We start from the raw sequence: 20,054 nt of genomic DNA, 5'->3' as shown, positions 1-20,054 counted from the left end.
CCCCGCAAGGAGGGAGATCGGCAGCTTTGGCTGCATCGCTTTTCTTGCGACGTAGGTGATTGGCGAAAGCGGAAATGACATCTGATCTCCCCCCTTGCGGGGGAGATGTCCGGCAGGACAGAGGGGGGTGTGAAGGATCGCTACAGAGCGACTTTGTCTGCTAGCGCCCCAATATCGCCCTCAGGTGATCCATGATCATCGCCACACCCTTTCGCCCCAGCTCCGCCGAGGCCTCCGGCGCACTGGCCGTATACCACGCGGTATTCTCGCCAAAACGCCCGGCATCGACCGCTTCCGGACACAGTGCCAGCATCAATGATGTCTCGCCAACACCGGCGTGATCGAACGGATACTTCCCGTTCATGGCAGCCGACATTAGCGGGTGCACCTGCACCCAGTTGAAGAAATTCTCGCCGGCGGCGTGCCCGGAATAATAATCGGCCATCTCGTCTGAGCCCCACCAGCCCTCGCCGCGCTGCTTCTCGAGGAAGCGGAAGATCGCCTGGCGGCCGGCGGCCTTGAAGGCGAGATCGGTCGGCATGCCGGCGGCAAAGTTCTCGGTCTGGTGGTGGATGATGGCGTTGATGTTACGAAAGCCGATGCGCAGCAGGCTGTATAACAATTCTTCGGCGAACGGCGCCAGCTGGTTGCCGCCGACCTGCACCGAGCCGTTGCCTTCGGGTGCTGCCACCACATAGCTCGCCGCACCGTAGTAGAAAGCCGGCAGGATGACGACGTCGGCCTCCTTCTCGTAGAGCTCCAGCGTCTTGACGACGGCCAGCGTGTCCATGCCGACGGCCATGTGCTCGCCGTGATATTCGAGCACGCCGAGCGGGAGAGCGACCGGCCAGTTCTCGGCGATCGCCTTGCGGATCTGGTGCGGCAGCATCAGTTCGTAGCGCATGATCTATTCCATGTTGGTGTGGCGGGCGCGCATGGCCTCGGACGACTGGCCGGTCAGCGCCTTGAGCTTCAGCACCATGACCTCGAACAGCAGGAACAGCGCCCCTTCGAAGACCGAGCCCATCGGCAGCAGCGATGTCTTTTGCGGCCCTTGGTCACGCGCCATGGTCTGCGCCGGGATCAGCAAGGTGAAGTCGGCAAGCGCGACCGCACTGCTGCCTGCCTCGGCGGTGAGCAAAAGCACGGTGGCGCCGGCCTGGCGGGCGACTTGCATCAAGGTGAGCACCGTCGTCGTCTCGCCCGGGCCGGAACTGACCAGGAAGACATCGGCTGCGCCAAGCGGTGGCGTGTTCATGTCGCCGACCACCGACACCTCAAGCCCAAGGTGATAGAGGCGCATGGCGAAACCCTTGAGCTGCAACGCTTCGCGGCCGCAGCCATAGACGCCGATCTTTTGCGCGCGGGCCAGGGTTTCGCAGGCGATGTCGATGCCGGCTTCGTCGACGCGCGCCAGTACGGCGCCCAGCTCTTGCAGGGCGGTCGAAAACATATCCGAGCCGGCATTCGCCATGAGAGTCCCATCTGTCGGGCCGGGTTTGTGGCCGGTGATTTCCGGTTGCGCGCTTTCGGAAAAGGCTTGTTTTTGTTCATGCTATCATCGGGAAAATGCCTGTCCAACGGCCATGGCGGCTTTTGCTGAGCCAGCGGCGTGATAGTGTCATGTCAGACAATCAATCCAGGAAATCAGCACGACATGAAGACACGGCATTTCGACCGCATCGGCAATGGCGGCCTCGACTTCACCGAGCTTGGCTTCGGCAGCGCGCCGCTCGGCAACCTTTACCGCGCCGTCCCCGACGCGGATGCCAACGCGACGCTGGAGGCGGCGTGGGCGACCGGCTGCCGTTACTACGACACCGCGCCGCTCTATGGCCTGGGCCTTGCCGAAACACGGCTCAATGCCTTCCTGCGCGGCAGGAAGCGCGACGATTATGTGCTGTCGAGCAAGGTCGGTCGCCTGTTGCGCGCCTGCCCGCCGGAGGAACGAACCGGCATCGGCAAGTTCTTCGACACACCGACGCGCAAGGAGGTCTACGACTACAGCTATGACGGCGTCATGCGCTCGTTCGAGGCGTCGCTGGAACGGCTTGGCGTCGACCGCATCGACATCCTTTTCGTCCATGACCTCGACATCTTCACCCATGGCAGCAAGGAGGCGTCAGACCAGCGCATCGAGGAATTCATGGCCTCGGGCTACAACGGACTGGTTGCGCTGCGCGACCAGGGCGTGATCAAGGCCTTCGGCGGCGGCATCAACGAATGGGAGGTTTGCCAGACGCTGGCGGAGCGTGGCGACTTCGACCTGTTCCTGCTGGCCGGGCGCTACACGCTGCTGGAACAGGAAGCGCTTGCCACCTTCCTGCCGCTCTGCGAGCAACGCGGCATCGGCATCGTTCTCGGCGGTCCTTACAATTCCGGCATCCTGGCGACCGGGCCGAAGCCAGGCGCCTATTACAATTACTCCGAGGCGCCAAGGGACATCATGGATCGCGTCGGGCGCATCGAGGCCGTCTGCCAGCGCCATGGCGTCAGGCTGATCGAGGCGGCGCTGCAGTTTCCGCTGCTGCACCCCTCCGTGGTGTCGGTCATCCCCGGCGGCCAGCGGCCGAGCGAAGTCGAAAGCAACCGCGCCCTGCTCGATGCCAAGCTGCCCGCGGCGCTGTGGGCGGACCTCAAGCAGGAAGGCCTGATGCGCGCGGATGCGCCGGTGGGCTGAAGGCTCGCCTCAGCGGGCTGACGGCTTGCCGCGATCGAGGCAAAAGAAAAGCCGGGCGAACCCGGCTTTCCAACATTCTCTGAAAAAATTTTTAGTTGACCGCGTCCTTGAGGCCTTTGCCGGCCGAGAACTTCGGCACGGTACGCGCCGGAATCTTCACTTCCGCGCCAGTCTGCGGGTTGCGGCCAGTCGATGCCGCACGCTTGGAGACGGTGAAATTTCCGAAGCCGACGAGCCGTACATCGCCGCCCTTCTTCAGTTCGCCAGTGATGACGGAGAACACCGCCTCAACCGCCGACTGTGCGTCACCCTTCGAAATGCTCGCGGATTCAGCGACAGCGGAAACCAGTTCGTTCTTGTTCATAAAAATTCCCTTCCATGAGAAAACCGGAACTTTCGACTCATCCGGCAGGAGAGGGACTTTAGAAAGAAGCGCTCGCAAACCCAAGTCAAAAAGCCGGAAATAAGTTGAAAAAAGCCCGGAAAAGGTGGGTTTTTCACATGAAAAAGCCGGGCTCAAGGCCCGGCTCTCTCTTTGTGCACTGCAACTTTAGTAGTTTCTAATGTGCAAGCGACTTTCCAGCATCGTCAACGGTATCGGTGGAAGCCGGCGGATTGACCGGCTCGACCCACTCGATCGGCTCCGGCATGCGCACCAGCGCGTGCCTCAGAACCTCGCCGACACGTGAGACCGGAATGATCTCCATACCGTTCTTCACATTGTCCGGTATCTCCGCCAGATCCTTGGCGTTGTCTTCCGGGATCAGCACCTTCTTGATGCCGCCGCGCAATGCGGCGAGCAGCTTCTCCTTGAGGCCGCCGATCGGCAAGATGCGGCCGCGAAGCGTTATCTCGCCAGTCATCGCCACATCGGCCCGGACCGGAATACCAGTCATGACAGACACGATGGCTGTCGCCATGGCAGCACCTGCAGACGGACCGTCCTTCGGCGTGGCGCCTTCGGGCAAGTGGACGTGGATGTCACGCTTGTCGAACAGCGGCGGCTCGATGCCGAAATCGATGGCCCGCGAGCGGACATAAGAGGCCGCCGCCGAGATCGATTCCTTCATCACGTCGCGCAGATTGCCGGTCACCGTCATGCGGCCCTTGCCGGGCATCATGACGCCTTCGACCGTCAGCAGCTCGCCGCCGACTTCCGTCCAGGCAAGACCGGTGACGACACCGACCTGATCGTCAGCCTCGACCTGGCCGAAGCGGAAGCGCGGAACACCGAGGTAATCGGCGAGGTTCGCCGCCGTGATGCTCACCGTCTTCTTCTTCGTCTTCAGGATCTCGGTCACCGCCTTGCGCCCGAGTTTCATCAGCTCGCGCTCCAGGCTTCTGACGCCCGCTTCACGGGTGTAGGTCTGGATGATGCCGCGGATCGCGTCCTCGCCGACGGAGAATTCCTTCGGCTGCAGGGCATGGTCGCGGATCACCTTGGGCATCAGGTGACGCTTGGCGATCTCGATCTTCTCGTCCTCGGTGTAGCCGGCGATACGGATGATCTCCATGCGGTCCATCAGGGGCGCAGGGATGTTCAGCGTGTTCGCCGTCGTCACGAACATCACGCTCGACAGATCGTATTCGACCTCGAGGTAATGGTCCATGAACGTCGAGTTCTGCTCGGGATCGAGCACCTCGAGCAAGGCCGATGACGGATCGCCGCGGAAGTCCTGGCCCATCTTGTCGATCTCGTCGAGCAGGAAGAGCGGGTTGGACTTCTTGGCCTTCTTCATCGACTGGATGACCTTGCCGGGCATCGAACCGATATAGGTGCGGCGGTGACCACGGATCTCGGCCTCGTCACGCACGCCGCCAAGCGCCATGCGGATGAATTCGCGGCCGGTCGCCTTGGCGATCGATTTGCCGAGCGAGGTCTTGCCGACGCCGGGAGGGCCGACGAGGCACAGGATTGGCCCCTTCAGCTTCTTCTGGCGGCTTTGCACGGCGAGATACTCGACGATGCGGTCCTTGACCTTGTCGAGGCCGAAATGATCGGTGTCGAGCACGTTCTGCGCAAACGCCAGGTCCTGCTTGACCTTGGAGTTCTTGCCCCACGGGATCGACAGGATCCAGTCGAGATAATTGCGCACCACGGTCGATTCCGCCGACATCGGCGACATCGTCCGCAGCTTCTTCAACTCGGCTTCCGCCTTTTCGCGGGCCTCCTTGGAGAGCTTGGTCTTCTTGATGCGCGCCTCGATCTCGGCGGCCTCGTCGCGGCCGTCCTCGCCTTCGCCGAGCTCCTTCTGGATCGCCTTCATCTGCTCGTTGAGGTAATATTCGCGCTGCGTCTTCTCCATCTGGCGCTTGACGCGCGAGCGGATGCGCTTCTCCACCTGCAGGACGGAGATTTCGGCTTCCATGAAGCCCATCGCCTTTTCCAGCCGTTCCTTGACGGACAGCGTGGCCAGCATCTCCTGCTTCTCGGGGATCTTGATGGCGAGGTGCGAGGCAACCGTATCGGCGAGCTTGGAATAGTCGTCGATCTGGCTGGCGGCGCCCACCACTTCAGGCGAGATCTTCTTGTTCAGCTTGACGTAGTTTTCGAAGTCGGTGACGACCGAACGGGCGAGCGCCTCGACCTCGACCTCTTCCTCCTCCGGCTCGACCAGCGCCGTGGCGGTAGCTTCGTGGAAGTCCGGACGGTCGGTGAACGAGACGATCTTGGCACGCGAAGCGCCTTCGACCAGCACCTTGACGGTGCCGTCGGGCAGCTTCAGCAATTGCAGCACATTGGCGAGCGTGCCGATGTCGAAGATCGCATCGGGCTCGGGATCGTCATCGGCGGCATTCATCTGGGTGGCAAGCAGGATCTGCTTTTCCTGACCCATAACCTCTTCCAGCGCCTTGATCGACTTTTCACGCCCGACAAAGAGCGGAACGATCATGTGCGGGAACACCACGATGTCGCGCAGTGGGAGGACTGCGAAGACGCCGTCGCTGGGAGCCTTGGATATTTTGGCCATTGTCCAACCTTTCATGTCGCGGCCGCTAATCGAGCCAACCGCGAATCTCATATTAACGACCGGGGATCGTTCCGCCTACCACCGTTTGTGACGGGAGTTTTACAGCACAGAATTCGGCACCACGGCCTTCCGATGTTAGTTGGATGCACGAGGGGCAAAGATCAAGGGTCGACACGTTCGTTCATCGACTCCGTCACAAGGATCGGTACCTCACCACAGCAAAACGGCGCCCCGCGGGCGCCGTTCCATAAAAAGGTTAGGCCAGATGCCAGATCAGGCGCTGACGTTGCCCTTCTTTTCCTTCTGCTCGGAATAGATGTAGAGCGGCCGGGCGCTGCCGGTCACCACTTCTTCCGAAATCACCACTTCGCGCACGCCTTCCAGGGCGGGCAGTTCGAACATGGTGTCGAGCAGGATCGCTTCCATGATCGAGCGGAGGCCACGGGCGCCGGTCTTGCGCTCGATGGCGCGCTTGGCGATCGCCGACAGCGCATTCTCATGGAAGGTCAGGTCGACACTCTCCATCTCGAACAGCCGCTGATACTGCTTGACCAGCGCGTTTTTCGGCTCGGTCAGGATCTGGATCAGCGCCGGCTCGTCGAGGTCTTCCAGCGTCGCCAGGACCGGCAGACGGCCGACAAACTCGGGGATGAGGCCGAACCTCAAGAGATCCTCGGGCTCGACCAGGCGGAACACGTCACCGGTGCGGCGATCCTCGGGCGAAGCGACGATGGCGCCGAAGCCGATGGAAGTCTTCCTGCCGCGATCCGAGATGATCTTGTCCAGCCCGGCGAAGGCGCCGCCGCAGATGAACAGGATGTTGGCGGTGTCGACCTGCAGGAACTCCTGCTGCGGATGCTTGCGGCCGCCCTGCGGCGGCACGGAGGCAACGGTGCCTTCCATGATCTTCAGAAGCGCCTGCTGCACACCCTCGCCCGACACGTCGCGGGTGATCGATGGGTTGTCGGACTTGCGCGAAATCTTGTCGATTTCATCGATGTAGACGATGCCGCGCTGGGCGCGCTCGACATTGTAGTCGGCCGACTGCAGCAGCTTCAGGATGATGTTTTCGACGTCCTCGCCGACGTAACCGGCTTCGGTCAGCGTCGTCGCGTCGGCCATGGTGAAGGGCACGTCGATGATGCGGGCCAGCGTCTGGGCAAGCAGCGTCTTGCCGCAGCCGGTCGGGCCGATCAGCAGGATGTTGGACTTCGCCAATTCGACGTCGTTGTTCTTGCCGGCATGCGCCAGGCGCTTGTAGTGGTTGTGGACAGCCACCGACAGCACGCGCTTGGCGTAGGGCTGGCCGATGACATAGTCGTCGAGAACCTTCAGGATCTCCTGCGGGGTCGGCACGCCCTCGCGCGACTTCACCATCGAGGTCTTGTTCTCCTCGCGGATGATGTCCATGCACAGCTCTACGCACTCGTCGCAGATGAACACCGTTGGGCCGGCGATCAGCTTGCGCACCTCGTGCTGGCTTTTGCCGCAAAACGAGCAATAAAGCGTGTTCTTCGAATCACCGCTGTTGTTGCCGACTTTGCTCATTTTCCTGTCCTTTCATGGCCGCCCGCCGATGGTCTGGCTGAAAGGGCGCATATTCTATCTATCGCGGGAATTCGCCGCCGCCAGTGTCCCGGCTCCCGCAACGCATTCCGTACGAAACACAAATCAGAAAACGTCGCAATGATTCGCGCCAACCCTGCACAAAGCTAAGCCGTCGAAAATCAACATAGCCTTAACGTAGGCAATCCCATCCACCGAGGGAACAGCCAATTGTGGCCGAAATGCCGCAAATCCCAGCAAAAGCGCGTTATCCACCCACGCAACTGCCATGCAGCGCTTATGCCGCAGCGCCTTCGACCGGCTCGCGCGACGAAATGACCTTGTCGATGAGGCCGAAATCCTTGGCTTCGTCGGCTGTCATGAAATGGTCGCGGTCAAGCGTCTTTTCAATGTCTTCGTAGCTCTTACCGGTGTGTTTGACGTAGACCTCGTTGAGGCGGCGCTTCAGCTTGATGATGTCCTGCGCGTGCCGCTCGATGTCGGAGGCCTGGCCCTGGAAACCGCCGGAAGGCTGGTGAACCATGATACGGGCGTTCGGCGTGGCAAAACGCATGTCCTTGTGGCCGGCGGTCAGAAGCAGCGAGCCCATCGACGCCGCCTGGCCGATGCACAGCGTCGACACTGCCGGCTTGATGAACTGCATGGTGTCGTAGATCGCCATGCCCGAGGTCACCACGCCGCCCGGCGAGTTGATGTAGAGATTGATCTCTTTCTTCGGGTTCTCGGCCTCGAGGAACAAAAGCTGTGCACAAACCAGCGTCGCCATACCGTCTTCGACCGGGCCGGTGATGAAAATGATGCGCTCTTTCAGCAGGCGCGAGAAAATGTCGTAGGCCCGCTCGCCGCGATTGGTCTGCTCGACCACCATCGGAACGAGGTTCATGTAGGTTTCGACGGGGTTCTTCATGGACTACCCTTTTTGGAGATGGGGATTCCGGCGCCGGAACATCGGGCAGAATCGGTTCTTGACGGTTAGAATGTAAATAGGATGCCGGCTCACCCTAGCGCAAGGCCGCCTCCTCCTAGCCATCTGGTTAAGTCGAATCAAGGTTTCCGCGCAAGGGAAAGTCCGAACGCGGCCAGCGGCGTTTTTGCGGTGTAGCAATTCCTTAACCGCGTCGCTTAACGAAACGCGGCGAAACCGCTTTCCCCCGGAGAACCATCCCCTACAGTTCAACGTTGAACCTCACCTTCTCGCGTTCAAACAGGGGGAGTGCCATGATCAGGAAAACTGTTTGCCTCGCCATTTCCGGCCTTGCCGGTCTCGGCATGGTGTCCGATGCGGTTGCCGACGGCCGGGCCGCCGAATGCTATGAGCCGGTGCACAGGCCGGCGCTCTATGACACCGTCTATGAAGACGTCATGGTCAGACCCGGCGGGCAGTTGGTCGACTATGATCCGCCGATCTATGGCACCATGGAGCGCGTCGAGCAGATCGCGCCGCCCCGAGTCACCTATGACATCGTACCGGCGAGAACCCGCACCGTTTACCGCACGGTCCAGGTCGACGATGGCGGCTATGCCTGGGAATGGCGCGTCATCCACGGCCGCAAGGTGCTGTGCAAGGTGTGGCGCAAGGCCCGCTACGCGCGTGTGGCCGAAACGGTGGTGGTTGAACCGGAGCGCACCCGCCGGGTTGTGCTGCCGGCCGAATATGAGAGCGTCGCCCATGAAGTGCTGGTGCGGCCCGAGCGGCGGCACGTCACCCAGATAGCGCCGTCATACCAGAGGATGGCGCGCCGGGTGGTGGTGCAGGAAGGCTCGACCAGCTGGCGCCGCGTGCATATTGCCAGGCATTGCGAGGATTAGACTTCGGTACTTCGCCGAGGTCCGCCTCGGTTGGCTCAATCCATAGGGCCGTCGGGTGCCAACATCCGGTCTGGCACCAAGCCGGCAAGCCGCGGTAATGGTCTGGCATGACCACATCCATGCCGCCCTACCTCGCCTTTGATCCAGCCACGCGCCGCCTGCGGCTCGACCCGCACGAACCGGCGTTTTTCCAGAACCCTTACGACGCCTATGCCGTCCTGCATGGCGCATCGAATGCCTTCTTCTGGGAGGAATTCGGCTCCTGGTGCTTTGGCGGCTTCGACGACGTCAACCGGCTGTTGCGCGACCGCCGCTTCGGCCGCCAGAACCCGGCCGGCATTCCCGACAGCCGCGGCATCGGCGAGGATCGCTCGCATTTGGCCGCTTTCGACGGCATCGAGAGCAATTCGATGCTGGAGCTGGAGCCGCCGGTGCACACCAGGCTCAGAACCCTGGTCAACCGCGCCTTCGTCTCGCGCCAGGTCGAGCGGCTGCGGCCGCGCGTGGAGGCGCTGGCCAATGAGCTGATCGACCGTTTCGAACCGCGCCACGTCGATCTATTGCCCAGCTTCGCCGCACCTTTGCCGATCACCATCATTGCCGAAATGCTCGGTGTGCCGGTCGAAATGGGGCCGCAACTGCTCGACTGGTCGCACCGGATGGTGGCCATGTACATGCATGGCCGGACGCGCGAGACCGAGCAAGCGGCCAATCGCGCCGCGCGCGATTTTTCCGACTTTTTGCGCGGCTATGTCGCCGAGCGGCGCAAGAAGCCTGGCGACGACCTGCTATCGCTGCTGATCGTGGCGCAAGAGGATGGCCAGAAGCTGTCGGAAAACGAGTTGGTCTCGTCCGCCATCCTGTTGCTCAATGCCGGCCACGAGGCGACCGTCCATCAAACCGGCAACGCCGTGCGCACGTTGCTGGCGCAAGGCGGCGACCCCGGCCGTTTCTTCACCTCGCCGGAAGCAACCGCTGCAACGGTCGAGGAGTGCCTGCGCTTCGACGCGCCGCTGCACATGTTCACCCGCTACGCCTATCAGGAGGTCGAGGTGACATCGGGGGTTGTCGTACAACCGGGCGAGACGATCGGCCTGCTGCTCGGCATGGCCAATCATGATCCGCTTGCCTTTGCCGAACCTGGCGCCTTCCGGCCCGGCCGACTAGACCAGAAGAATGTCTCGTTCGGCGCCGGTATCCATTTCTGCATCGGTGCGCCGCTGGCGCGGCTGGAGTTGCAGGTGTCGCTGAAAACCCTGTTCGAGCGGCAGCCGCAACTCCATCTTGCGGAGCAGCCGCGCTTCCGCGACACCTATCATTTCCATGGGCTGGAAAAGCTCACTGTGAGCTTGTGAGGACGGCGGAGCCGACGCATGCCCGAGAAAATGAGATTCGCCTTTCTACAGGAACCACCCCTTCTGCTTTATCGACGGATCGGGACGTCTGGGCGGCAGCGATGCCCAACTGGCCAAGAGGGTCTGCCTGACGCTCGGGCTGGAACTTTTGCCCATCGAGACCGAGTTTGCCGAGCTGCTGCCTGGGTTTGCCGAAGATCGGTGGGACATAACCACCGGCCTGTTCATTTCCGACGACCGCCGGAAGCTGGTCGACTTCACAAGGCCGATCTGGATGCTGGCGGATGGATTGCTGGTCGCGAAAGACAATCCCCGCGCCTTCGATGGCTATCGGTCCGTCGCCAATGATCGGACGGCGCTGATCGGCGTCATATCGGGCCAGATCCAGCACCGGACGGCCCTGCAAAACGCTATTCAGCCCGAACGGCTAAGGATATTTGCCACTCAGGCCGAAGCAGCTAACGCCGTCGCGGCCGGCGTGGTGCATGCCTATGCGAGTGCAGCGCTCGCGCATCGCGGCTATCTGAGCCGGCGACCCAACGCGCCTCTCGACGTCGTCGACGTCCCGGCAGTCGAAAAACAGCCAGCGCCCGGCGCTTTCGCTCTCGCCAAAGGCAGTGCCACCCTACTCCAGCGCGTCGATTTATGTCTCAGTGATTTGCTTGGAAGTCCCTGGCACAGGGAGATGATGAGCGGATACGGCTTTTCCGACACTGACATCGATCGGCTTTTGTGAAGTCCAAGCGCGACCGAGCGGTCAGAGCTTGATCACATACTCCTTGCGGGTCGTTTCAAGCACTTCCCAGCTGCCCCTGAAGCCTGGCCTGAGCACGAAGCTGTCGCCGGCGCGCACCGTGCGCGCCTCGCCGCCATCCTCGGCAACCACCGAGACGCCGGACAGGATGTGGCAGAACTCCCATTCGTCATATTCGATGCGCCATTTGCCCGGCGTCGCTTCCCAGATGCCGGCATAGAGGCGGCCATCGCGCTCCTCGACATTCCAGGTGCGGAACTTCGGATCGCCCGCAATCAGACGATCCGGCGCCGGGGCGCCATGTTCGGCGTCGACGCTGTCGGTCAATATGGCCAGGTAATGCGCGGACAGGGTTTGCCTCCAACAGATTAGTGAGTAGTGAGTAGTGCAGTGAGTAGTGACTAGTGAGTAGTGAGTAGTGAGTAGTGAGCGGAAAGCGCTCCCTTGAGCGGGTGGCTGATCACTAATCACTGCTAACTAGTGAATACCGACTACTACTCACTACTCACTACTCACTACTCACTACTCACTAAAAAAATCAAACCTTGGCCAAAGCCTGTTCCAGGTCGGCGACGATGTCGTTGACATCCTCGATGCCGACGGAAAGCCGGACCGTGTCCGGTCCCGCACCCGCCTTGACCTTCTGCTCGTCGGAAAGCTGGCGATGCGTGGTCGATGCCGGATGGATGACCAGCGACTTGGTGTCGCCGACATTGGCGAGGTGCGAGAACAGTTCGAGCGCCTCGACGAACTTGATGCCGGCCTCGTAGCCGCCCTTCAGGCCGAAGGTGAAGACAGCACCGGCGCCTTGCGGCGAGTATTTCTTCTGCAGCGCGTTGTTCTTGTCGCTGGGCAGGCCGGGATAGTTGACCCAGGCGACCTTGGGGTGGTTGGACAGCCAGCCGGCTACGGTGATCGCATTGTCGCAATGGCGTTGCATCCTGAGCGGCAAGGTCTCCAGCCCGGTCAGGATCAGGAAGGCATTGAACGGCGAAATGGCCGGGCCGATGTCACGCAGGCCAAGCACGCGCGCGGCGATGGCGAAGGCGAAATTGCCGAAGGTTTCGTGCAGGACAAGGCCGCCATATTCGGGGCGCGGCTCCGACAGCATCGGATATTTGCCGGATTTCGACCAGTCGAACGTGCCGCCATCGACGATGGCGCCGCCGATCGAATTGCCGTGGCCGCCGATGAACTTGGTCAGCGAATGGACGACGATGTCGGCGCCATGCTCGATCGGCCGCACCAGATAGGGCGAGGCCAGCGTGTTGTCGACGATGAGCGGCAAGCCGTGCTTGCGGGCGATGTCGCCGATCTTCTCGATGTCGACGAAGGTGCCGCCGGGATTGGCCAGGCTCTCGATGAAGATCGCCTTGGTCTTGCCATCGATCTGGCTTTCGAAAGTGGAGATGTCGTTGGTGTCGGCCCAACGCACCTCCCAGCCGAAATTCTTGAAGGCATGGCCGAACTGATTGATCGAACCACCGTAAAGCCTTGTGGCGGCGACGAAATTATCGCCAGGCCGCATGAGATTGTGGAACACGATCACCTGTGCGGCATGGCCGGAAGCAACGGCAAGTGCAGCCGTGCCGCCTTCGAGCGCCGCGATCCGCTCTTCCAGCACCGCCTGGGTCGGGTTCATGATGCGGGTGTAGATGTTGCCGAAGGCCTTCAGCCCGAACAGCGAGGCGGCATGGTCGGCATCGTCGAACACAAAGGAGGTCGTCTGGTAGATCGGCGTGGCGCGTGCGCCCGTTGCCGGGTCGGGCTTGGCGCCGGCATGGACGGCGAGCGTGTTGAAACCGGGCGTGCGGGTCATCGAAAACCTCCCTGAGCGGTAAACGTGTGAATGGTGAAATGATGAATGGTGAGCGATAAATGGTGGTCGCAAAGTCGGCCAGTCCCACCTTGATTGCAAGCCGCTCATATGCGGCTTTACCCGGCTTCCAGGAAAATCCTTCTATTCACCATTCACCATTCACTGCCTTACTTCTGGCGCACACCGAAACTCTGGAATCCCGACCGCATCAGCGGCTTCTTCGACGAAAGCACACCGGAGTTGACGCCGGTCCAGCCGATCTCGCCCGACAGCTTGCCATATTCGATCTTCGGGCAGCGGTTCATCACCACCTTGATACCGGCCGCCTCGGCGCGCGCGGCCGCCTCGTCGTCGCGCACGCCAAGCTGCATCCAGATCACCTTCGGCAAGGGGTCGAGCTTCAGCACCTCATCGACAATGCCGGGCACCGATGCAGAGGCGCGAAAGATGTCGACCATGTCGACCGGCTCCGGCAGTTCGGCAAGGCTGGCATAGGTCATGCGGCCGAGGATTTCCTTGCCGGCCTGCCCAGGATTGATCGGAAACACCGAAAAGCCCTTGGCCAGCAGATATTTCAGCACGAAAAAGCTCGGCCTGACATCGTTGGCCGACGCGCCGACCATGGCGATCGTCTTCACAGAATTGAGGATGCCGCCGATATAGGCATTGTCGTAGCTATCGTGATTCACTCGTCGGTCTCCCTCAGTGCTTCCTCCATAAAGGACTGCGGGTCGGTGCAGAAGTCGCGCATCATGCGAAAATGATCGGTATCGGTGAAATCTGTGGGGTCGAGGCCGAAACGGCTGATTCGGAAGAGCCGCGCGCCGGGACAAGCCATCAGCAGCGGCGAATGCGTCGCCATGATCACTTGCGCCGTGCCTGACTGGTCCATGCGCCGCAGCATCTTCAACAATTCGATCTGCCGCGACGGCGACAGCGCGCTTTCGGGCTCGTCGAGGATGTAGATGCCTTGCCGGCGGCAGCGCTCCTCGAAAAAGCGAATGAACCCTTCGCCATGCGACCACGATAGAAAGTCCGGTGGCGGCGGTCCGAACGGGTCTTCGAGTGCCGCCTGGTCGAGATAGCGCGCGACCGAGTAAAAAGATTCGGCACGAAAGAACCAGCCGGCGGTGACTTTTGGCAGCCAGTGGCCGCGGAATGTATTCGCCAGTGCCGCACCGCTCTTGTCGATGGCGATGGAATGATCGACCGGACGATAGCCCTTGCCGCCGCCGGCCTCGTCGTAACCGGCCAGCGCGCCGATGGCTTCCAGCAGTGTCGATTTGCCGGTGCCGTTTTCACCGACAATGATGGTGATTGGCGTGGTGAATTCGAGCTCGAATTCACGGCCGCGAAACAGCGGCAGGTTCCATGGATATTTTTCCCAATCTTCCACGCGCTCGGGGTCAATCAGGATGCGTTTGAGATAAGGCGCCTTAAGCCGGGTCAGTTGCTTGCGATAGCCCATGCGGACGCTCAGTCCGGCAGCGAGATGGTGCCGTCATCCGCGATCGGGAAGGCCGGATTGTGTGCGACTTCCCAGACATGGCCGTCGGCATCGGCGAAATATCCATACCAGCCGCCCCAGAAGGCGCGGCCTGCCGGCTTGACGATCCTGCCGCCGGCCTTCTCGGCGGCCGCCAGCACGTCGTCGACTTCGGCATCGGAGCGGGTGTTGTAGGCGAGGTAGACCGCCGACGGTGCTGCGGCGAAGGCAATGCCTGAATCCTCCTCGGCGCTTGGCCTCGGGAACAGGCCGAGAATGGCGCCGCCCATCTGGAAGAAGGCGACGCCATCGGTGATGCCGGCATGGCGCTTCAAGCCCATGCCTTCGTAAAAGCGCACGGCGCGCTCGAGATCGTCGGTGGCGATGGTGATGATGGAGATGCGCGGTTCCATGGATCGAAAACCTATTCGTCCGTCCATTCCGGTTTGCGCTTGCCGATGAAGGCGCCGATGCCTTCCTCGGCGTCGCGGGCCAGCATGTTCTCGACCATGACGCGGCCGGTATAGGCATACGCGTCCGCCAACCCCATCTCGGCCTGCGCGTAAAAGGCTTCCTTGCCGGTCTTGACCACCAGAGATGATTTGGAGGCAATGGTTTGCGCGTATTTGGTGACGATCTGATTCAGGTATTCGCGCGGCACGACGCGGTTGACCAGGCCGAATTCCTTGGCGGTTGCGGCATCGATGGTCTCGCCGGTGAGCAGCATTTCCATGGCGTGCTTGTGAGACACGTTGCGTGACAGCGCCACCATCGGCGTCGAACAAAACAGGCCGATATTGACGCCCGGCGTGCAGAAGGTCGCTTCATGCGAGGCAATGGCGAGGTCGCAACTGCAAACCAGTTGCAGCCCCGCAGCGGTGGCTAGGCCATCGACTTCGGCGATGATCGGGAGCGGATGGCGCACGATCTGCTGCATCAACGCCGCGCAAGCCGAAAATGTCTGCTCGAAAAACCCCTTGCCCCTGTCGGCGTCGGCGCGGCGCGCGGTCATTTCCTTGAGATCGTGACCGGCGCAGAAGACTTTCCCGGCGGCCGCCAAGACGATGACGCGGACCGATTTGTTGGCCTTGGCACGGTCGAGCTCGGCGCTCAATGCCGCCATGACGGAAAGCGACAAGGCATTGGCGGGCGGATTGGCGAGCGTCAGGCGCAGCACGCCCTTGTCCAGCCCGGCGATGACCGGCCCGTCTATGGCAACAGGTTTGATCGAAAGGATTTCGGCCATGACAAGGGTCTCCGCGATTCCGCCGGGCGCCGCCAGACTATTTAATATCGGATCGAGTTTCATCAACACCCATCGCTTGCGCCAGAGGTGTTGCCAGAAGCGCATCATTGCGTTCATACAGGCCCGGCATAGAACGAGAGACCGACATGCCCGCCCAGGACAATCTCAAGCCGGTGCTGACGGCGGCTGAAGTCAATGCGCTGATGGCCAGCGTCTACCCGCAGCTCAACGACGAGTTCACGTCGTATGAGGCGCTCGATGTGTTTCCGGGCGGCTGCACGGTGCGGCTCAACGCCAGCGAACGGCATTTGCGTCCCGGCGGCACGGTGTCCGGGCCCTCGCTGTTCACGCTGGCCGACATTGGCGGCTATGTCTGCGTGCTCAGCCATGCCGGGCCGGATGCGCTTTCGGTTACCGTCAACCTCAACATCAATTTCGTCCGCAAAGCCGAGGCCGGCCCGATCGACGGCCATTGCCGCATCCTGAAGCTGGGCAAGAGCCTGATGGTGTTCGATATCGACATCGTCGGCGGACCGAGGGAACACACGGTAGCGCATGCGACCGGCACCTATTCGATCCCGCCGAAGCGCGCCGCCGATGTGGTAAAATAATACCTTTTGGTCAAACCTTTGTTTTTATTACACATTGCGAGCAGACGTGCGTTTCCTGCGCCTTGACGTGCCCACTCCCCTCGCCTATAAGCCGTCACGAAGCAGCGGCCCGCAAAGGCCGCCGTTTTGTTATTGGCGGCGGGCAAGTGCCTTGTCGCCAATCCAAGCAACAAGAAACGCCTTCTTCGGAAGGTCAAAATCGAAAGCAGAAATCCATGGCAACCTTTTCGCAGAAGCCTGCGGATGTGGTGAAGAAGTGGGTGCTGATCGACGCCGAGGGTCTCGTCGTCGGCCGTCTCGCCACTGTCATCGCCAATCATCTTCGCGGCAAGCACAAGCCCACCTTCACCCCGCATGTCGACGACGGCGATAACGTCATCGTCATCAATGCCGACAAGGTGGTGTTCACCGGCAAGAAGTTCACCGACAAGGTCTATTACTGGCACACCGGTCACCCCGGCGGCATCAAGGAGCGCACCGCGCGCCAGCTGCTCGAGGGCCGTTTCCCCGAGCGTGTCGTCGAGAAGGCCGTCGAACGCATGATCCCGCGCGGGCCGCTCGGCCGTCGTCAGATGAAGAACCTCCGCGTCTATGCAGGCACGGAACATCCGCATGTCGCCCAGCAGCCCGTCACCCTCGACGTCGGCGCGCTGAACGCCAAGAACAAGAAGGTTGCATAAGATGGCTGAGCTTTCCTCGCTCGCAGAATTGGGCGCCGCCACCGGCAACACCAACACCCAGCCGGCAGCACCCGTCCATGTCCAGAAGCTCGACAAGTCGGGCCGCGCCTATGCCACCGGCAAGCGCAAGAACGCCATCGCCCGCGTCTGGGTGAAGCCGGGTTCGGGCAAGATCGTCGTCAACGACAAGGAATTCGCGACCTATTTCGCGCGTCCGGTCCTGCAGATGATCCTCAACCAGCCGATCATCGCTTCCAACCGCGCCGGCCAGTACGACATCGTCGCCACCGTCATCGGCGGCGGCCTGTCCGGCCAGGCCGGTGCCGTTCGTCACGGCATCTCCAAGGCGCTGACCTACTATGAGCCGGCACTGCGCGCCGTGCTCAAGAAGGGCGGCTTCCTGACCCGCGACAGCCGCGTCGTCGAGCGCAAGAAGTACGGCAAGGCGAAGGCCCGTCGTTCCTTCCAGTTCTCGAAGCGCTAAGCGCTGCGACGTTCCAGACATCGAAAGGCCGCCTCCGGGCGGCCTTTTCTTTTGGGTCTCGGCAGTCACCCCACCCGGCGCTTCGCGCCGACCTCCCCATCGAGGGGAGGTAGGAGGTCGCGGCAGTTTTGCCGCCCGGACAATCCACGATGGTCCAGCGGCTACAAACCAGTTCGACCATAAAAACGCGGCACCCTACCTCCCCTCGATGGGGAGGTCGGGGCGAAGCGCCGGGTGGGGTGATGGCGCCGGCCTCGGTTCAAGTCTCAGAACTTGCCGGCCTTGATGTAATCGATAAACGCCCGTAGCGGCGCTGGAACCAGACGCCGTCCGGGATAGTACAGAAATGGTCCGGGAAAACTCTGCCACCAAGGTTCGAGCACGGGCTCCAGGGCGCCGCTTTCGAAGTGAGGGCGAAGCCAGCCCTCGAAGAGAACGACGATGCCGCTGCCGGCAATGGCCGCATGGACGGCAAGATCGCTCGCCCCGCCGATCCGCACGATCAACGGCCCCGTCGTGTCGACCCGCACCACCTCGCCGTCGCGCTCGAATTCCCACGGCAGCATCGCACCGCTGGCAAAACGGCCGCGCAGACAAGCATGGCCAAGCAGATCGCTCGGGTGCTGCGGCCGCCCATGGCGATCGAGATAGGCGGGGCTGGCGCCAGTGGCGAAGCGCTGGACGCGCGGTCCGATCGGCACCGCGATCATGTCCTGCTCCAGTCGCTCGTCATAGCGGATGCCGGCGTCGCAGCCGGCCGCCAACACGTCGACGAAGTTCTCATCGGCGATGACCTCCAGCCGAATGCCGGGATAGGCGGCGAGGAAGCCCGGAACGATGTCGGGCAATATCAGCCGCGCGGCGCTGACCGGGACGTTGAGGCGCAGCGAACCGGCCGGCCTGTCGCGAAAGCCATTGACCACGTCGAGGGCCGCCTCCACCTCCGACAGCGCCGGGCCAAGCCTTCCCAAGAGGCTGAGGCCTGCGTCGGTTGGAACGACGCTGCGTGTGGTGCGGTTGAACAGCCTGACGCCGAGCTGCGTCTCCAGGCGGCGCACCGCTTCGCTCAGGCCCGACGCGCTGCCGCCGCTGGCGCGAGCCCCTTCCCGAAAACCGCCGGCACGCGCCACCGTCACGAAAGCGTTCAGATCGCCAAGGTCCATCATTGTTCGCCATTCCGCACAAGCTGTACGGATTGTACCTTATTATCCCGAGGTTGAGCAGCGTCTATCTTCGCCTCCTCAAAGGAGACCGACCATGTCCACCATCCAAAAATCCGGCACATTCACCCTCGGCAGCCACACCGTGAAACGGCTCGGCTACGGCGCCATGCAACTTGCCGGCCCGCACGTTTTCGGTCCGCCGAAGGATCATGACGCGGCCATTGCAGTGCTGCGCGAAGCGGTGGCCTCCGGGGTCAACCACATCGACACCAGCGACTACTATGGCCCGCATGTAACCAACCAGCTGATCCGCGAAGCGCTGGCGCCCTATCCGCAAGACCTCGTCATCGTCACCAAGATCGGGGCGCGGCGCGGCAGCGACGGCTCCTGGCTGCCTGCCTATTCCGCCAAGGAACTAGAGCAGGCCGTGTACGACAATCTCAGGAATCTCGGCCTTGAGGTGCTGGATGTCGTCAATCTGCGCATCATGTTCGGGGTGATGGGTCCGGCCGAGGGCTCGATCGAGCCGCAGTTGACCGCGCTTGCCGAACTGCAGCGCAAGGGTCTGGTGCGCCATATCGGCCTGAGCAACGTCACCCCAGCGCAGGTCGAGGAAGGCCGTGGGATCGCCGAGATCGTCTGCGTGCAGAACCAGTACAATCTGGCGCATCGCGACGACGACGGGTTGATCGATGAACTGGCGCGCGCCGGTATCGCCTACACGCCGTTCTTCCCGCTCGGCGGTTTCAGCCCGCTGCAGTCGTCGACCTTGTCGGATGTGGCCGCGCGGCTCGGCGCCACACCCTTGCAGGTTGCGCTCGCCTGGCTGCTGCGCCGCTCGCCGAACATCCTGCTGATCCCGGGGACGTCGTCGATCGGGCATTTGAGAGAGAACCTGGCGGCGGCGGAACTGGAGCTGTCGGCCGATGTGCTAAGGGAATTGGATGGGGTGGCGAAAGCGGCGTGAAGATTTTGCGGGCGGCGCTGTCACCCCACCCGCGCCTTCGGCGCGACCTCCCCATCGAGGGGAGGTAGGAGGTCGCGGCAGCCTTGCATGCCTCGCAATCGCTACGACTGTCGGAATCTAAAGCGCCAACGCCCTACCTCCCCTCGATGGGGAGGTCGGCGCGCAGCGCCGGGTGGGGTGATGGCGCCGACGTACGATTTCTAATTGATACTCGCCGTATTCGCGGCTCGGCCGGCTTCGCCTCATCCACATAAGGCACCCTAAACCCGTTGGCCCCCAGCCAGCCAATGGCAGCCTTCGGTTCGTCGGTCTGGATGATGGTGGCGCCGCGTTCGGCCCAGAAACCGTGGTCTCGGCCGGCATGCCGGCCCGCACCGCCAGTTCATCGCCGCGGCCGCCGGAGAGGATGCCGCCGGGCCTTGCACCTTGGCGATACAAGTCCTTCGCCAAGCTGTGACTGGC

Annotated in this window: 21 protein-coding genes and 1 pseudogene; 8 read left to right on the top strand and 14 right to left on the bottom strand. The window is 62.1% G+C overall.

Annotated features, from left to right (window positions below; genetic code table 11):
- Nucleotides 1-160: 160 nt before the first annotated feature.
- Both NKI37_RS21345 and NKI37_RS21340 read right to left on the bottom strand, forming a co-directional pair.
- On the bottom strand, nucleotides 161-904 hold the full coding sequence (locus tag NKI37_RS21345; RefSeq protein WP_352625289.1) for a creatininase family protein: 744 nt from the start codon (nucleotides 902-904) through the stop codon (nucleotides 161-163).
- 3 nt (nucleotides 905-907) lie between these two features.
- Nucleotides 908-1,474, bottom strand: coding sequence for an SIS domain-containing protein (locus tag NKI37_RS21340; RefSeq protein ID WP_023821099.1), 567 nt, complete (start codon nucleotides 1,472-1,474; stop codon nucleotides 908-910).
- Nucleotides 1,475-1,657: 183 nt separating this feature from the next.
- Between NKI37_RS21340 and NKI37_RS21335 the strand changes: the two genes are divergently transcribed.
- A complete protein-coding gene (locus tag NKI37_RS21335; RefSeq protein ID WP_023669424.1) occupies nucleotides 1,658-2,680 on the top strand; it encodes an aldo/keto reductase in 1,023 nt (340 codons plus the stop codon).
- A gap of 91 nt (nucleotides 2,681-2,771) precedes the next feature.
- On the opposite strand, the gene NKI37_RS21330 is transcribed toward NKI37_RS21335, so the two are convergent.
- The 4 genes from NKI37_RS21330 to clpP form a co-directional block, all read right to left on the bottom strand.
- Complete coding sequence (locus NKI37_RS21330) at nucleotides 2,772-3,044, bottom strand: HU family DNA-binding protein (protein ID WP_023669423.1); 273 nt, start codon at nucleotides 3,042-3,044, stop codon at nucleotides 2,772-2,774.
- A gap of 196 nt (nucleotides 3,045-3,240) precedes the next feature.
- Nucleotides 3,241-5,652, bottom strand: a complete 2,412-nt coding sequence (lon, locus tag NKI37_RS21325; RefSeq protein WP_023682304.1) for an endopeptidase La — start codon at nucleotides 5,650-5,652, stop codon at nucleotides 3,241-3,243.
- Nucleotides 5,653-5,925: 273 nt separating this feature from the next.
- Nucleotides 5,926-7,200 carry an ATP-dependent Clp protease ATP-binding subunit ClpX gene (gene clpX, locus NKI37_RS21320; RefSeq protein ID WP_352787944.1) on the bottom strand — a complete coding sequence of 425 codons (1,275 nt, stop codon included), beginning with the start codon at nucleotides 7,198-7,200 and terminating at the stop codon, nucleotides 5,926-5,928.
- Between the two features lie 295 nt (nucleotides 7,201-7,495).
- Nucleotides 7,496-8,125, bottom strand: a complete 630-nt coding sequence (gene clpP / locus NKI37_RS21315; RefSeq protein ID WP_023682306.1) for an ATP-dependent Clp endopeptidase proteolytic subunit ClpP — start codon at nucleotides 8,123-8,125, stop codon at nucleotides 7,496-7,498.
- 311 nt (nucleotides 8,126-8,436) lie between these two features.
- On the opposite strand from clpP, the gene NKI37_RS21310 reads away from it, so the two are divergent.
- The 3 genes from NKI37_RS21310 to NKI37_RS21300 all read left to right on the top strand — a co-directional run bounded on the left by NKI37_RS21310 (nucleotide 8,437) and on the right by NKI37_RS21300 (nucleotide 11,118).
- Complete coding sequence (locus NKI37_RS21310; protein ID WP_023682307.1) at nucleotides 8,437-9,027, top strand: hypothetical protein; 591 nt, start codon at nucleotides 8,437-8,439, stop codon at nucleotides 9,025-9,027.
- 107 nt (nucleotides 9,028-9,134) lie between these two features.
- A complete protein-coding gene (locus NKI37_RS21305) occupies nucleotides 9,135-10,382 on the top strand; it encodes a cytochrome P450 (protein ID WP_023700520.1) in 1,248 nt (415 codons plus the stop codon).
- A gap of 70 nt (nucleotides 10,383-10,452) precedes the next feature.
- On the top strand, nucleotides 10,453-11,118 hold the full coding sequence (locus NKI37_RS21300; RefSeq protein ID WP_352794555.1) for a transporter substrate-binding domain-containing protein: 666 nt from the start codon (nucleotides 10,453-10,455) through the stop codon (nucleotides 11,116-11,118).
- 21 nt (nucleotides 11,119-11,139) lie between these two features.
- Here the strand turns inward: NKI37_RS21300 and NKI37_RS21295 are convergent, their stop codons facing one another.
- The 6 genes from NKI37_RS21295 to NKI37_RS21270 all read right to left on the bottom strand — a co-directional run bounded on the left by NKI37_RS21295 (nucleotide 11,140) and on the right by NKI37_RS21270 (nucleotide 15,687).
- A complete protein-coding gene (locus NKI37_RS21295; RefSeq protein ID WP_444849045.1) occupies nucleotides 11,140-11,466 on the bottom strand; it encodes a cupin domain-containing protein in 327 nt (108 codons plus the stop codon).
- A 208-nt stretch (nucleotides 11,467-11,674) separates the two neighbouring features.
- On the bottom strand, nucleotides 11,675-12,955 hold the full coding sequence (locus NKI37_RS21290) for an O-acetylhomoserine aminocarboxypropyltransferase (RefSeq protein WP_023711524.1): 1,281 nt from the start codon (nucleotides 12,953-12,955) through the stop codon (nucleotides 11,675-11,677).
- A 167-nt stretch (nucleotides 12,956-13,122) separates the two neighbouring features.
- Entirely contained in the window at nucleotides 13,123-13,644 is a 522-nt protein-coding gene (locus tag NKI37_RS21285; RefSeq protein WP_352764217.1) for a CoA-binding protein, read from the bottom strand.
- Complete coding sequence (locus tag NKI37_RS21280; RefSeq protein WP_023736498.1) at nucleotides 13,641-14,423, bottom strand: AAA family ATPase; 783 nt, start codon at nucleotides 14,421-14,423, stop codon at nucleotides 13,641-13,643. The genes NKI37_RS21285 and NKI37_RS21280 overlap by 4 nt, the downstream gene beginning before the upstream one ends.
- An 8-nt stretch (nucleotides 14,424-14,431) precedes the next feature.
- Complete coding sequence (locus NKI37_RS21275; protein ID WP_023689472.1) at nucleotides 14,432-14,854, bottom strand: VOC family protein; 423 nt, start codon at nucleotides 14,852-14,854, stop codon at nucleotides 14,432-14,434.
- Nucleotides 14,855-14,865: 11 nt separating this feature from the next.
- The gene (locus tag NKI37_RS21270) at nucleotides 14,866-15,687 is read right to left on the bottom strand and encodes an enoyl-CoA hydratase (protein WP_352787949.1); all 822 of its coding nucleotides are present in this window, start codon (nucleotides 15,685-15,687) and stop codon (nucleotides 14,866-14,868) included.
- A gap of 146 nt (nucleotides 15,688-15,833) precedes the next feature.
- On the opposite strand from NKI37_RS21270, the gene NKI37_RS21265 reads away from it, so the two are divergent.
- The 3 genes from NKI37_RS21265 to rpsI all read left to right on the top strand — a co-directional run bounded on the left by NKI37_RS21265 (nucleotide 15,834) and on the right by rpsI (nucleotide 17,462).
- Nucleotides 15,834-16,298 carry a PaaI family thioesterase gene (locus tag NKI37_RS21265; protein WP_352787952.1) on the top strand — a complete coding sequence of 155 codons (465 nt, stop codon included), beginning with the start codon at nucleotides 15,834-15,836 and terminating at the stop codon, nucleotides 16,296-16,298.
- 215 nt (nucleotides 16,299-16,513) lie between these two features.
- Nucleotides 16,514-16,978 (top strand): 50S ribosomal protein L13, encoded by a 465-nt coding sequence (gene rplM, locus NKI37_RS21260; RefSeq protein WP_023669409.1) that lies wholly within the window; start codon nucleotides 16,514-16,516, stop codon nucleotides 16,976-16,978.
- Nucleotide 16,979: 1 nt separating this feature from the next.
- The gene (gene rpsI / locus NKI37_RS21255) at nucleotides 16,980-17,462 is read left to right on the top strand and encodes a 30S ribosomal protein S9 (RefSeq protein ID WP_023669408.1); all 483 of its coding nucleotides are present in this window, start codon (nucleotides 16,980-16,982) and stop codon (nucleotides 17,460-17,462) included.
- 266 nt (nucleotides 17,463-17,728) lie between these two features.
- Here the strand turns inward: rpsI and NKI37_RS21250 are convergent, their stop codons facing one another.
- A complete protein-coding gene (locus NKI37_RS21250) occupies nucleotides 17,729-18,628 on the bottom strand; it encodes a LysR family transcriptional regulator (protein WP_352787958.1) in 900 nt (299 codons plus the stop codon).
- Nucleotides 18,629-18,719: 91 nt separating this feature from the next.
- Here NKI37_RS21250 and NKI37_RS21245 point away from each other — a divergent pair, with 91 nt between their 5' ends.
- The gene (locus tag NKI37_RS21245) at nucleotides 18,720-19,592 is read left to right on the top strand and encodes an aldo/keto reductase family oxidoreductase (protein WP_023834212.1); all 873 of its coding nucleotides are present in this window, start codon (nucleotides 18,720-18,722) and stop codon (nucleotides 19,590-19,592) included.
- 200 nt (nucleotides 19,593-19,792) lie between these two features.
- On the opposite strand, the pseudogene NKI37_RS21240 reads toward NKI37_RS21245, so the two are convergent.
- Nucleotides 19,793-20,012: pseudogene (locus tag NKI37_RS21240) on the bottom strand (glycerophosphodiester phosphodiesterase family protein); the annotation flags it as partial.
- Nucleotides 20,013-20,054: the final 42 nt, after the last annotated feature.

The organism is Mesorhizobium sp. M0626 (assembly GCF_040320665.1).
GTDB lineage: Bacteria > Pseudomonadota > Alphaproteobacteria > Rhizobiales > Rhizobiaceae > Mesorhizobium.
Note: the sequence above shows the minus strand (reverse complement) of the source record. Positions and strands in the feature narration are given on the sequence as shown.